The 13,840-nt window shown below is 42.4% G+C and carries 12 protein-coding genes; 10 read left to right on the top strand and 2 right to left on the bottom strand.

What is annotated here, in order from left to right:
• Window positions 1-130 precede the first annotated feature (130 nt).
• The 5 genes from NG55_RS16100 (at window position 131) to NG55_RS16080 (ending at window position 2,244) form a co-directional block, all read left to right on the top strand.
• Window positions 131-583, top strand: a complete 453-nt coding sequence (locus tag NG55_RS16100; protein ID WP_171068334.1) for an SRPBCC family protein — start codon at window positions 131-133, stop codon at window positions 581-583.
• Window positions 584-616: 33 nt separating this feature from the next.
• On the top strand, window positions 617-979 hold the full coding sequence (locus NG55_RS16095; RefSeq protein ID WP_045544739.1) for a DUF2004 domain-containing protein: 363 nt from the start codon (window positions 617-619) through the stop codon (window positions 977-979).
• 23 nt (window positions 980-1,002) lie between these two features.
• Window positions 1,003-1,359, top strand: coding sequence for a DUF488 domain-containing protein (locus NG55_RS16090; RefSeq protein ID WP_016541466.1), 357 nt, complete (start codon window positions 1,003-1,005; stop codon window positions 1,357-1,359).
• Window positions 1,360-1,411: 52 nt separating this feature from the next.
• Entirely contained in the window at window positions 1,412-1,756 is a 345-nt protein-coding gene (locus NG55_RS16085) for a zinc ribbon domain-containing protein YjdM (RefSeq protein ID WP_016541465.1), read from the top strand.
• 152 nt (window positions 1,757-1,908) lie between these two features.
• The gene (locus NG55_RS16080; RefSeq protein WP_065343797.1) at window positions 1,909-2,244 is read left to right on the top strand and encodes a YegP family protein; all 336 of its coding nucleotides are present in this window, start codon (window positions 1,909-1,911) and stop codon (window positions 2,242-2,244) included.
• A 52-nt stretch (window positions 2,245-2,296) separates the two neighbouring features.
• Here NG55_RS16080 and NG55_RS16075 read toward each other — a convergent pair whose 3' ends face one another.
• Window positions 2,297-4,012 carry a proline--tRNA ligase gene (locus tag NG55_RS16075; RefSeq protein WP_065343796.1) on the bottom strand — a complete coding sequence of 572 codons (1,716 nt, stop codon included), beginning with the start codon at window positions 4,010-4,012 and terminating at the stop codon, window positions 2,297-2,299.
• Between the two features lie 196 nt (window positions 4,013-4,208).
• A complete protein-coding gene (locus tag NG55_RS16070) occupies window positions 4,209-4,862 on the bottom strand; it encodes a hypothetical protein (protein ID WP_065343795.1) in 654 nt (217 codons plus the stop codon).
• A gap of 279 nt (window positions 4,863-5,141) precedes the next feature.
• On the opposite strand from NG55_RS16070, the gene pilG reads away from it, so the two are divergent.
• The 5 genes from pilG to NG55_RS16045 all read left to right on the top strand — a co-directional run bounded on the left by pilG (window position 5,142) and on the right by NG55_RS16045 (window position 13,828).
• Window positions 5,142-5,525, top strand: a complete 384-nt coding sequence (pilG, locus tag NG55_RS16065; protein WP_004652356.1) for a twitching motility response regulator PilG — start codon at window positions 5,142-5,144, stop codon at window positions 5,523-5,525.
• 20 nt (window positions 5,526-5,545) lie between these two features.
• Window positions 5,546-5,908: a response regulator gene (locus NG55_RS16060; RefSeq protein ID WP_004652355.1), complete on the top strand. Its 363-nt coding sequence runs from the start codon at window positions 5,546-5,548 to the stop codon at window positions 5,906-5,908.
• A 47-nt stretch (window positions 5,909-5,955) separates the two neighbouring features.
• On the top strand, window positions 5,956-6,492 hold the full coding sequence (locus NG55_RS16055; protein ID WP_016541461.1) for a chemotaxis protein CheW: 537 nt from the start codon (window positions 5,956-5,958) through the stop codon (window positions 6,490-6,492).
• A gap of 46 nt (window positions 6,493-6,538) precedes the next feature.
• On the top strand, window positions 6,539-8,623 hold the full coding sequence (locus NG55_RS16050; RefSeq protein WP_065343794.1) for a methyl-accepting chemotaxis protein: 2,085 nt from the start codon (window positions 6,539-6,541) through the stop codon (window positions 8,621-8,623).
• A 153-nt stretch (window positions 8,624-8,776) separates the two neighbouring features.
• Window positions 8,777-13,828, top strand: coding sequence for a hybrid sensor histidine kinase/response regulator (locus tag NG55_RS16045; protein ID WP_065343793.1), 5,052 nt, complete (start codon window positions 8,777-8,779; stop codon window positions 13,826-13,828).
• Window positions 13,829-13,840: the final 12 nt, after the last annotated feature.

The following is a 13,840-nucleotide window of genomic DNA, read 5'->3' as shown; positions in this document are numbered from 1 at the left end:
CGCTATTTTTCACAAAAAAGCAGCTTGAGATTCTCGATATTCGTGCTCAAATGAGGGATTAAAGGCATAGCATTTGTGCACCAAATCGCTATGATAAATCGATCCAACACAAGAATCCTAAGATTGGAGAATAATAATGACGGGTACCGTAAAATTACATCGCGTATTGAATGCGCCACCTGCTCGGGTTTATAAAGCCTTTTTAGATCCTGATGCCTTGGTAAAGTGGTTACCACCGCATGGATTCACCGCAAAAGTCCATCATCTTGATCCTCAAGAGGGTGGTAGCTATAAAATGTCATTTACCAATTTTTCAACCGGACGCTCGCATTCTTTTGGTGGAACCTATGTTGAACTGGTTCCCAATGAACGCTTGCGATATACCGATCGCTTTGACGATCCGAATTTACCGGGTGACATTCAAGTCACGATTCAATTAAAACCAGTATTGGTCGGTACCGAAATCCATATCACTCAAGAAGGCATACCAGAGGTGATTCCTGTCGAAGCGTGTTATTTAGGGTGGCAGGAATCACTGTATCTGCTTGGCTTATTGGTGCAGGCTGAGATTCCAGATCAGTAATCGAAAAGAAAAATCAGCTTAAAAATATAGTTTATGATGATGACATCGGGGGATGCTATGTCAGAACAAGCAATTGTTGAACGCCGTGAGCAGCTTGCACGCCTTGCAATGCGGGAAGCTTTAGAAAATCAACAGGCCGAAGACAGTGTAGAGTTATTTATTCAACATCATCTTGAAGAGATTGAATCTGCATATTGGCAAAAACATTTTGGGACATCGACCCCAACGCCGTTGCAGGTATTAGCGTTTTTGGTTCTTGAACATCAATGCGAGGAGGAGGGCTTAGCGCCACATGATATGCTTGATTTTACCTTGCCCGATGGGGTTACCAATTATGTGATTTGTGTCAGCTTTGATACAAAAGGGCAGGTGATGGATATTGCAATGGAAAGTTAAGTCTAAGTTGAAGGCGAGTGAGTATGCAAATCGAGATTAAACGTATTTATGATCCTGTAGCCGTATCTGATGGAAAGCGGATCTTGGTTGATCGCTTATGGCCTAGAGGGGTTTCCAAAGAGCGTGCGCACTTAGACTTATGGTTAAAGGAAATTGCCCCCTCAACGGCATTGCGGCAGGCTTTTTGCCACAAGGCTGAGCATTGGCTTAGTTTTCAGCAAGGCTATTATCAAGAGCTTAAAGAGAATCCTTATGTACAGCAGCTCCGAGAAATGGCAGCGCAACAGCAATTGACGCTGATTTATGCAGCCAAAGATCCTCAACTGAATCATGCTTTAGTTTTGAAGAATTATTTACTTGGCATTGAGATTCAAGCCTAAAATTTTGAAAAATTACATCTATCCATCATAATAGCCGTTTTGAGTTTCTTTTATGTCTTTTCCACATTGCCCACAATGCCAATCAGAATATACTTACCAAGATGGCGATTTATTGATTTGTCCTGAATGTTCACATGAATGGAAGGAAGGGGAAGTAGCGGCTTCAGAATTACAGGACATCATTAAAGATGCCAATGGAAATGTGCTAGCCGATGGGGATAGCGTAACGGTTGTGAAAGACCTAAAAATTAAAGGTTCATCTTCTGTGGTGAAGGTTGGAACAAAAGTGAAAAGTATCCGCTTGGTTCCAGATGCCAGTGACGGTCATAATATTGATTGTAAAATTGATGGTGTCGGTGCGATGAAGCTAAAGTCAGAGTTCGTGAAAAAAGTTTAAACGATTTCTATTTAGGAGCATGAAAATGCTCCTTTTTTATGTTTGATGATAATTACCAAAAGCGAACAAAATTTAATCTTTTTAAACTTTCACAGCTGTTCTATATTGGATGAGATAACAAACAACACTAACTCCAAAAAATAGAGGTCCTTATGGCAGGATGGTTCGAAGTCAGTCAAGCAAGTGATGGGCAATATCGTTTTGTGTTAAAAGCCGGAAATGGCGAGCCCGTATTGAATAGTGAGTTGTATAAAACCAAAGCAGCGGCCTTAAATGGGATTGCATCGGTACAAAAAAATAGTCCAGATGATGGTCGTTATGAACGATTGACGTCTAAAAATGAAAAAGCTTATTTTAATTTAAAGGCTGCCAATCATCAGGTGATTGGAAGCAGTCAACTGTATGCAAGCGAACAGTCTCGTGATAAGGGGGTTGAGTCTGTGAAAAATAATGGCCCATCAGAAACCATTAAAGATCTGACTGCTTAATGAATAAAAAAGCCGTTTCATGGAAACGGCTTTTTTATGTTTAGAATTTAGATTAGCGAACAAGTTTTGCTAATAATTCTTCTTTATTGAGATTGCTTGATTCAGCATCACGACGACCTTTGTACTCGAACGTACCTGCATCCAAACCTTTTTCACCAATCACGATACGATGTGGAATTCCCATTAATTCAAGATCAGAGAATTTCACACCTGGACGTTCGTTACGGTCATCTAGCAGGACATCATAACCTTGTGCTTGTAGCTCAGCATACAATGCTTCTGCTGCTTCAAGCGTACGTGGTGATTTATGTGCATTCATTGGCACAATCGCAATTTCAAAAGGAGCAATCGTTTGTGGCCAGATAATGCCTTTCTCATCGAAGTTTTGTTCGATCGCCGCAGCGACCACACGTGTTACACCGATGCCGTAACACCCCATGGTGACGGTAAATGGTTTACCATCTTCGCCAAGAACCTTACAGCCTAACGCTTCTGAGTATTTGGTGCCGAGCTGGAAGATATGACCGACTTCGATCCCACGTTTAATCAGGATTGTGCCTTTACCATCTGGAGATGGGTCACCTTCAACCACATTACGCAGGTCAAATACTTCTGTGAATTTGGCATCACGATCCCAGTTAACCCCAGTTGCATGTTTGTCGATTTCATTTGCACCTGCAACAAAGTCAGACAAGACCGATGCAGCACGATCCACAATCACGGTTAAGCCTTTTTCCACTAAACCTTGTGGGCCGCAGAAACCAGCGGTTAAACCATGCTGTTGCAATTGCTGTTCAGTCGCAAAGGCTAATGGTGCAGCAATCAATGGATGCTTTTCAGCTTTAATGTCATTAAGTTCATGGTCACCACGGAGGAACAAGGCAACAACTGGTGTATGACCTTTATCATCGGTCGGCCCTTGTACCAATAATGCTTTAACGGACTGTTTCGCATCAGCATTGAGGAATTGGCACACATCCGCAATGGTTTTTTGATTCGGTGTTTCGACTAGAGTATACGCTTGAGTTGCAGCAGCACGGTCACCCACTAACAGGGCTTCGGCCATTTCAACATTGGCTGCAAAGTCAGATTCTGTTGAGAAAGCGATGTCATCTTCACCACTTGACGCAAGTACATGGAACTCATGTGAAGCTGAACCACCAATTGAACCGGTATCTGCTTGTACTGGACGGAAGTCCAAACCTAGACGAGTGAAGATACGGCTATAAGTGTCGTACATCACATCATAGGTTTCTTGTAATGATGCTTGGTCCGCATGGAATGAATATGCATCTTTCATGATGAATTCACGCGAGCGCATTACCCCAAAGCGTGGACGAATTTCGTCACGGAATTTGGTTTGAATTTGATAGAAATTCAAAGGGAGCTGTTTATAGCTTTTGAGTTCATTACGGGCCAAGTCGGTAATTACTTCTTCGTGAGTTGGACCGAGCACAAATGGATTGTCATGACGATCTTTAAAGCGTAATAGTTCTGGGCCGTATTGTTCAAAACGACCCGACTCTTCCCAAAGCGAAGCAGGTTGAGTCACTGGCATAAAGACTTCTAATGCGCCTGAACGGTTCATCTCTTCACGGACAATGGCATCCACTTTCTTTAAAACGCGCGTTCCCATGGGCAACCAAGAGTATAAGCCAGAAGCGAGTTTACGAATCATCCCCGCACGTAGCATGAGCTGGTGTGAAATCACTTCAGCATCATTTGGGGTTTCTCTTAACGTTGCAAATAAAAAGCGGCTTGCGCGCATGGAAACTGTCCTAAAGTTAAGTGTTATTTAAAAAGTGCTATCAATGAGCAAAATAATCAGCTCAGTTTTGAGCAATGGGCATTATGACATGAATCATTCAATTTGGCGCAGTATAAAGTACAGGCATGCGCTTAAGTATTGGAATTGTTTAAAGATTAATGTCGAGATGGTCAGTGCGTGGTTGTATATTTAGGGTTTAGGTCGAGCCGAGTGCATTTAAGCGATTGATAATATCGCTATATTCTATTTCGGTCTTATGATAGGCATTACGTAGGCTTTCAACGGTTTTTTTGACGTTTTCGATATTTTGAGCATTATTTTGTAGATTGCTTTTAAGTTGGGTCGGTAGCATTTCACCTTTGCGATGATATTCCATCTCTTGGCGTTTAAAAGCAATCTTGTCCTTTTGTAATTGCTGTAATTGTTCTTGCTGATAATTCAGTTGTTTTTTGAGATTTGCTAAGATTTGATCGCGTTTTGCTGCTGCGATTTGTGGACTACCATAGGCGCGTTTGAGTCTTAAATCTTGTTCGCGACGACGTGCGAGAGATTCACGTTGAGCCGATTGCTGAACATCGGCAGCGGCATTATAAGCACGATTGCGTTTGATCACCTGCATATTACGATCAAGTGCTTCATAGCCATGTCGGATATGTTCTGGGGTGACGGAGGTACTGACATTGGCAACGCCATTTTTGTCATAATAACGATACCAAACTGGTTTAACTTGTTCAGTAGCTGCAAGGCAAGAATGGCTGACAAATAGCAATAGAAAAAAACCACAAATGTAACTACGAGTAATCGTTGTAAAGTGACCAATGCGGAAACCGCACTTTAACGAACCAGTCATTACATTCCCCGAAAAAAAGTTAATTAAATCACTTATTTTTAAATAATAATCAGTTGTATATTAGTGCTAATTTAGACATTTAAAAATAGTTATTCAGCAAAAAAATTAGGAATTTAATCAAAAGTGTGAACTGTTTATGATTGTTAAGCGAAACTGATAGGTTGGTTCAAAAAACTTCATTGATAATGCAAGTAAAGATATGTTAAAAATATCAACTAATCTGTATAAAACAAATTAAACCAACCATAATTTGTATTGAGTATTGGGGCAGGACAATAAATGGAAGATAAATTTCAAAATTTGAAGGTCATGGTGATTGACGATTCAAAAACGATTCGTCGTACAGCTGAGACTTTATTACAACGTGAAGGTTGTGAAGTAATTACAGCGGTTGATGGCTTTGAAGCATTATCAAAAATTGCAGAAGCTAATCCAGATATCGTTTTTGTCGACATCATGATGCCTCGTTTAGACGGTTACCAAACCTGTGCATTAATTAAAAATTCTTTAAATTATCAAAATATTCCAGTCATTATGTTGTCAAGCAAAGACGGTTTGTTTGATCAGGCGAAAGGGCGTGTTGTGGGGTCGGATGAATATTTAACCAAGCCATTCAGTAAAGATGAGCTGTTAAACGCGATTCGCAACCATGTTAGCGCATAAAATTTAAGATTGAGGAAAAAATGGCTCGCATACTTATTGTAGATGATTCACCTACTGAAACATTTCGCTTTAGAGAAATTTTAACGAAGCACGGTTATGACGTTATTGAAGCAACCAATGGCGCTGATGGGGTGACCATGGCGCAGGCAGAATTGCCTGACTTGGTGCTGATGGATGTGGTGATGCCAGGGATGAATGGCTTTCAGGCAACGCGTCAAATCAGTAAAGGTAAGGACACACAGCATATTCCTGTTGTGATTGTGAGTACCAAAGATCAGGCCACAGACCGTGTATGGGGTAAGCGTCAAGGGGCTTGTGATTATTTGACTAAGCCCATTGATGAACAGCAACTTATTGATGTCATTAAACAATTATTAAGTTAATTTTTTGCTCAAGATGAGCCTTCTCATTACTCAATACGGGATAGGGTATGGCAGCAAATGGATTTATCGAGTTGCTTCGTTTATCCAAGCGAGGCAATAAACAATACACTTCAACTCAAAATGAAGTCAGCCGCTGGTCTGGTATCGCATTTGAGATGTTAGGGCAATATTTTGTTGCGCCTTTAGGGGAAATTTCGGAGGTAATCTATCCTCCGAAATACACACCAGTACCAAACACTCAGGCGTGGGTGCGAGGTTTGGCCAATATTCGTGGACGACTACTTTCGGTTTCTGATTTAACACACTTTATTTCAGGGCAGCGAAGTCAGTTTTCTCCAACGCAAAAAGTGATTTGTATTAGCCATCAAGACCATTATGTGGGGTTGGTCGTCGATCAGGTTTTGGGGATTCAACACTTTAATAAGAAGAGTTTTTTCTCTCAAAATAATGAGCTGGACAATAAATTGAAAGATTATTGCCAAGGTCATTTCCATCAACATAATCAACAATGGCATGTGTTTTTATTGAGCCGGTTATTAAACAACCCTCAGTACATGAATGCATCAATAAAATTTATAAACTAATTTATACGCTACGGAACATAAGCGCGTATTCAGGGGAGAAGCTGAGATGGGCTTTAAACTTAAAAAAAAGAACGGCAATGGCGATAGTGCAGGGCTGAAAAAGGGTGGGGCGTTCTTAGACAATATTCGAACGCAACTTGACCAGTTTTCGCGCTTATTCGGTGAAACTGAGAAATCAAAACCGATTATCTATCGTGCTTTAATTGCTTTGGCCCTTGCAGCGATCCTCTTGATTTACTTATTCGTGAGCGTTCCGCGTTCAAACCAGTTGACCCGTAGTTTGGGTGAATTGCGTTTGTTATCGCAAACCATTTCACGTCAAGCAACTGAAGCAACTGCATCTGGTACGCCAGAAGCCATGAAAAAATTGGTCGAGTCAGAGAAGCAGTTTGCTGAAAACCTAGACACTGTTGAAAGTGTTTATGGTAAAAGTTCTGATGAGTACAAGAAAGTCAGTGGTCTTTGGGACACTGTTGCCAAGAATATTGATCTGATTGCATCGCAACAAAAAGTCATTAATCAACTTTACGACACCAATATCTCGATCAGTGAAACGATTCCTGAGATTCAGGCGGAATATAACCTGATGGTCGACCAAATGGTGCGTGAAAATATGCCGAGTAGTCAGGTAATTATCACCAAAAACCAAGTGTTCATTGCAGAACGTATTTTACGTTCGATCAACTCGGTACTGGTCGGCACAGACAACTCAAGCGTTTCTGCAAATGACTTTGGTGCGGATATTGATACTTTTGGTGTTTATCTGAATGCACAATTGAATGGTAGTTCAGAACTCGGTGTAGACCGCATTAGTTCAGCAGCATTGCGTGAATCTGTAGACAGCATTAAGTCAGATTATGATGCTGTATTGAAATCAGCAGCAGCAACCGTATTGCAAAACGCCAACCAGATTGTTCGTGTACGTCAAGCATCCTCGCAGATTTTCTCGCAGTCTGATGCGCTGTTGACTTCACTCAATGATTTATCAAATAAAGCCGAAGGTGGTTGGGATAACGTTGTTGCAGGTATTTTCTTAATCCTCTCTTTAGCGGCTCTGGTGTTTTTTGTATTACAACTCTTAATGTTACGTAGTAATACCGATAAAGAACGTGTAACGCGTCTACAAGACGAATATGACCGTAACCAAAACGCGATTTTACGTTTACTGGATGAGATTGCCGACTTGGCGGACGGTGACTTGCGTTCGTATGCAACAGTATCTGAAGACTTTACGGGGGCGATTGCCGACTCGATTAACTTCGCGATTGATCAGTTACGTGACCTTGTTTCTCGTATTACCGACACTTCGCAAGAGGTTGCACGTTATACCCAAGATACTCAGAGTATTACCAACCAGTTAGCAGAAGCATCTGAACATCAGGCACAAGAAATTGCAGGTGCATCAGCGGCGATGAACGAAATGGCGTTGTCGATTGACCAAGTATCTGCCAACGCATCTGAATCTGCTGACGTAGCACAACGTTCGGTACAAATTGCAACCAATGGTGCGCAAGTGGTAAACCGTTCGATTGAAGGGATGGATCACATTCGTGAACAGATCCAAGAGACCTCAAAACGTATTAAACGTTTGGGTGAATCTTCGCAAGAGATTGGTAACATCGTCTCGTTGATTAACGATATTGCCGACCAAACCAACATCTTGGCATTAAACGCAGCGATCCAAGCATCGATGGCGGGTGAAGCAGGTCGTGGTTTCGCGGTTGTAGCCGATGAAGTCCAACGTCTTGCGGAACGTTCTGCATCAGCAACCAAGCAGATTGAAAGCTTGGTAAAAACCATTCAGACCGATACCAACGAAGCGGTCATTTCGATGGAACAAACCACGTCCGAGGTTGTTCGTGGTGCGAACTTGGCGAAGGATGCGGGGATTGCACTGGATGAGATTCAAACCGTATCGGGTGACTTGGCAAAACTGATTGCGAGCATTTCTGATGCAGCAAAACTGCAGTCTGCATCTGCCAGTCATATTGCAACCACGATGAATGTTGTACAGGAAATTACTTCACAAACCACAACTGCAACGTTTGATACAGCACGCTCAGTATCTGAGTTGGCAAACATGGCTGAATCATTACGTGAATCGGTAACGGACTTTAAGTTACCTGATTAAACCGAATTGGAAAGGCAGATGGGGGTGTCTGTCTTTCCATTTTTAGAGATGTTGGATATCTCAACAAGGTGATGGCGAAATGTAACTACATCTTGTGTGATAGATAGACGTAATTTTTACCCACATTGGTGGATAAAAACGAAAGAAGCAGCTATGAAACAAATATTAAAAACGTTAGTTGAAACGATGACGCTTCCTGAAGACAGTTATCTTGAACAAGATGCAGAGATTCTTGAGATTTTTATTGAAGAATTAGATGAAATCTTTGTTGAGTTAGAACCATTACTCGTTCAATGGACAGAACAACCACATCAACACAATGTGCTGAGCGATATTCGCCGCCATTTTCATACCTTAAAAGGTTCTGGAAGAATGGTGGGTGCTAAGTCATCAGGTGAGTTGGCATGGACGGTTGAAGATACTTTAAATCGTGTGATCGCTGGAACGATCGTGCTCAATAGCGATATTCAACGCTATGTCCAAACAGTATTTAATCTTTATCGCTTTAAGCTTATACATGATTTTAAAGCAGTTCGAAGTCATCTCATTGATTTCAGACCATTGGTTTTATTGGGACAACAATTACAACAGCAGCAAAGTCCTGAACCTGCTTTGGCGGAGCTTCTGAATCTAGCCACCAACCTGAATCAAGCGCAGGGGGCGACAGGTCTTGAACTTGTTGTAGAGACTACGCTACTTGAGCAAGAACAGCTTGAGCCTGCTACCGAACTTGAATGGGCGGCACCATTTGAAGATGAGGCACTTGCTAAAGAAACGTTGGCCATCTTCTTGGAAGAAGCGGAAGAGCATCTTGCAACGATTGATCAGTTCTTAAAGAATGATCGCCCAAGTAATGATCACTACAATACGCTCATTCGTGCCTTACATACCTTGCGTGGTAGCTCGGCGATGGCGCATGTCGATCATGTGTTTGAGGCCAGTGCTAAAGTTGAAAATCTGTTTAAAACATTATTACAAGAAGAGCTGGACTCAAGCTCGGATGAAACAGCTTTACTGACGCATTATGCGCAATTTGTACGTGATTATTTGCATACCTTGAAGCAACAAGCGCCACAGCAACAGTTTGACGAAATTTATCAAACCTTCAATGTTGCTTGGGATAGCTATGACTTCCAACTTGAAGAAAAGAACGGAACATCTGTGCGGCCGCAAGGCTTGGTTTCTGAATTACTTGAATTGAATATCAATGATCTATTAGACGTTGAGTTTGATTTTGAGAAGCGTGCCCGTCACGAGTTCCCACAATATATTCAGTGCTTGAGTCAGCAAGCAGAAACCTTGTTACAGCATACCCATCACCATGCCACGATCGGGATGTATCAATACACCAGCTTGCTGCGTTCCAGCTATCAGGATTTGATCTATAAGCCAAGTTTACTTAATCTTGATTATGCCTTTGAGCTGTATCATCAGGTTCATCAACAGTTTATTCAACTGTTTGATACTTTGGCGGCGGGACAGCGTGTCACATTGAGTAAAACACATGAACGTGTTTTGAATGAATTAAGTTCGTTTACCCAGCAAAATATTGAGTCTTTGGAACAGGCTGCTGCGGTGGAAACAATGGATGTGCCTGTAGATGCATCTGTTATTGAGCCCGTTAGCGCAGTGAGTCATGCTTCCTCAGATGTGGCGACACAGTTTGCTTTAGATAAACAGCAACTCCAATCAGCAGATGCCAATCGTGATTTTGATCCAGATGTATTGGATATCTTCTTGGAAGAAGCAGATGAGTTACTCGGTGGTATTGATAGCGATCTAAATACATGGGCAACAGATCATCAAAACCTCAATGCCTTAAAGAATTTGATGCGTTATTTGCACACCTTAAAAGGTGGTTCAAATATGATTCAAGCGCGTCATATCGGTTTGATTGCGCATGAATTAGAAACAATTTATGAAAAGCTGATCAATCAACAGATTCAGGCAACGCCACAATTGATTGCGACGATTCGTTCAGTGCAAGATGATATCGCCGATCGTATCCAGATCATTCGTGATCAACAGGTAGATTATCCAGCGACGCACACGTTGATTGTACTTGCTGATTTATCTAAAACAGCACCCGTTGCTGATCAGGTTGGAATTGAAGCTGTATCAACAGTGGAACAAGATCAATCAATCGTGAGTGAAGCAGATGCCGAGCCAGTCGAAACATTGACGACAGCCACTTCTGTTCAAACTGAGTCTACTGCGATTGATGTCACTGCTTTTGCGGCACAGCTTGCCTTGGATAAGCAACAGCTCCAGTCAGCAGATGCCAACCGCGACTTTGATCCAGACCTACTGGATATCTTCTTAGAAGAAGCAGATGAGTTACTCGGTGGTATTGATAGCGATCTAAATACATGGGCTGCGGACCATCAAAACGTTAATGCCTTAAAGAATTTGATGCGTTATTTGCACACCTTAAAAGGTGGTTCAAATATGATTCAAGCGCGTCATATTGGTTTGATCGCGCATGAATTAGAAACCATTTATGAAAAGCTAATTAACCAACAGATTCAAGCGACGCCACAACTCATCGCGATTATTCGTTTGGTACAGGATGATATTGCAGATCGTATTCAAACCATTCGCGATCAGCAAACAGATTATCCATCGACGCATGTGGTGCAGTTATTACAACAGGCAGATCAATCAATTGAGTCTGTTGCTGTAGAGCCAGTGCCTGAGACAGCACAAGAATTTGACGCAGTTGAAGCGATTCAGGTGGAACAGCCTGCGTTGGACAACGTTGAAGCCGTAGTTGTTGAACAAACGATTGAGCTTGAGTCTTCACCTGTTGAGGCAGAAGTGCTTGAGGAGATTTCCGCAGCACAATTGGTAGAAACCGTTGCTGATACGACAGATGATGATGTTCGTAATCTAGTTGAACAGACTTTCCTTGAAGAAGCAGAAGAATTGCTTGAGCAAGCACAAAGTTTATTGAAGCAATGGTTCGATCAACGGGGTAACCGTAGTTTGCTATTACAGTTACAGCGTAATGCCCACAGTCTGAAAGGTGGTGCACGCATGGCAGAAATGGATGCCATTGCGATTATTGCCTATCATTTAGAGAATGCTTTTGAGCAATTCGGTGTACATCACTTCAGTTCGAATGTGTATGACAATTTACTCAATACAGCATTCGCATGGTTGCATGATGCGATCTTTAAGCGCCAATATGCCAATTTTGACGGCTTAAAACAAAGTTTGGAGAAGATGGAGTTTGTCGACGTTTCGGCACAACTTCCACAGAAACTCTCTGCTAAGGACATCTTTACGCCTGAATATACGATGGAGTTTGTTCAGGGGGATGGTACTGAGCCGCCGTCAATGTTGGGTGAGTGGGAAACCGCTGAACGTATTGAACAGAATAATGAAATGATCCGTGTTTCTGCTGACGTCATTGAGAAAATGATTGATTTGTCAGGGGAGAATGCGATCAACCGTTCACGTATCGAGATGGACTTAGGTCAATTGGGCGGTACCTTGACGGAAATGGAACTGGCGATCAAGCGTTTGGCGGATCAGTTACGCCGAATGGAAGGTGAGTTGGAAAGTCAGATCATTGCACGACATGGCGGTGAAAATTCGCGTTATGCCGACTTTGACCCACTGGAAATGGACCAATATTCATCGTTGAACCAATTGTCCAAGTCTTTAGCTGAGTCAGCATCGGATTTGGTTGACTTCAAAACTACGCTGTCTGAAAAGATTCGTGATACCGAAGGTTTGCTGTTACAACAGTCTCGTATTCAAGCTGAAATTCAAGAAAGCTTGATGCGTACTCGCTTGGTCCCATTCTCTCGTCTATTGCCGCGTTTACAACGTATTGTGCGTCAAACAGCATCGACCTTAAACCGCCCAACAGAACTGGTGGTGAATAATACCGAAGGTGAATTAGACCGCAGCATTCTTGAACGTTTGGTTGCGCCGTTTGAACATATGTTACGTAATGCGATTGACCACGGCATTGAAGACCGCGAACAGCGTTTACAAGCGCAAAAGCCAGAGACGGGTCATATTGTGCTGAACATTGGCCGTCAAGGCACAGATGTTGTGGTGACCTTTAGTGATGATGGTAAAGGCATTGATGTTAAGCGCATCAAGGATAAAGCGTTACAAACAGGTCTGATGACCAAAGATCAGAAACTTGATCAGGAAGAAATTCTGCAATTTATCTTCCATCCAGGCTTTAGTACCGCGGCTCAAGTCACTCAAATTTCTGGACGTGGTGTAGGTCTCGACGTAGTACAAAGTGATATTAAAGCCTTAGGTGGTCACGTCAGTGTCGATTCAAGCTTAGGTAAGGGCACAACCTTTACCATTCGCGTACCGACCACGGTGGCAGTGAGTGATGCCTTGATGGTAAAAGCTGGCGATCAACAGTTCGCCTTCCCATTGGCGCAGATCGACCGTATTGTACGTATCTCACCTGTGGCTTTAGAACAGTACTTTGAAAGCCAAGAAGATTACTTCAGTATTGATCAAGAACGTTATCGTTTACGCTACTTGTCTGAGTTCGTGGCTGGGCAGCCAATTCCACGTTTAAGCGGCGTGGTACATTCCCTACCTGTGCTATTGATTAAAGGGGCTCAAGGTCAGACCACGGCATTATTGGTTGATCAGTTGATTGGTTCGCGTGGACAGATTGTGGTCAAACCCGTGGGGCAACAGTTCTCAAGTATTGGTGTGATCGCAGGTGCAACGATTCTTGGTGATGGTCAAGTGTGTTTGATCTTGGATGGTCAAAACATTGCTCGACAAGCGCAGTCAACAGCACGCAGTAAGCAGGCCGATGAGATTTATACCAAGCAACGTTATGATGAACGTCGCTTGATTATGATTGTCGATGACTCAGTGACAGTACGTAAGGTGACCTCACGTCTATTAGAACGTCAAGGCTATGATGTTGTGACCGCTAAAGATGGTGTGGATGCAATTGAACAGCTTGAAACTGTGAAGCCAGACTTAATGTTGCTGGATATCGAGATGCCACGTATGGATGGTTTTGAAGTGTCTAACCTAGTACGACATCATGAAATTCATCGTGACTTGCCAATTATCATGATTACATCACGTACCGGTGAGAAGCATCGTGAACGTGCATTATCGTTGGGTGTAAACCAGTATATGGGTAAACCATTCCAAGAAGAGGCGCTCTTGGAAAATATTGAAAGCTTACTTGCGGTGCGCTAAGAGGTGAAAATT

Origin of the sequence: Acinetobacter gyllenbergii, from assembly GCF_001682515.1 — a bacterium.
In the GTDB taxonomy this organism is placed as follows: domain Bacteria; phylum Pseudomonadota; class Gammaproteobacteria; order Pseudomonadales; family Moraxellaceae; genus Acinetobacter; species Acinetobacter gyllenbergii.
This window is presented reverse-complemented; position numbering and strand designations above follow the sequence as displayed.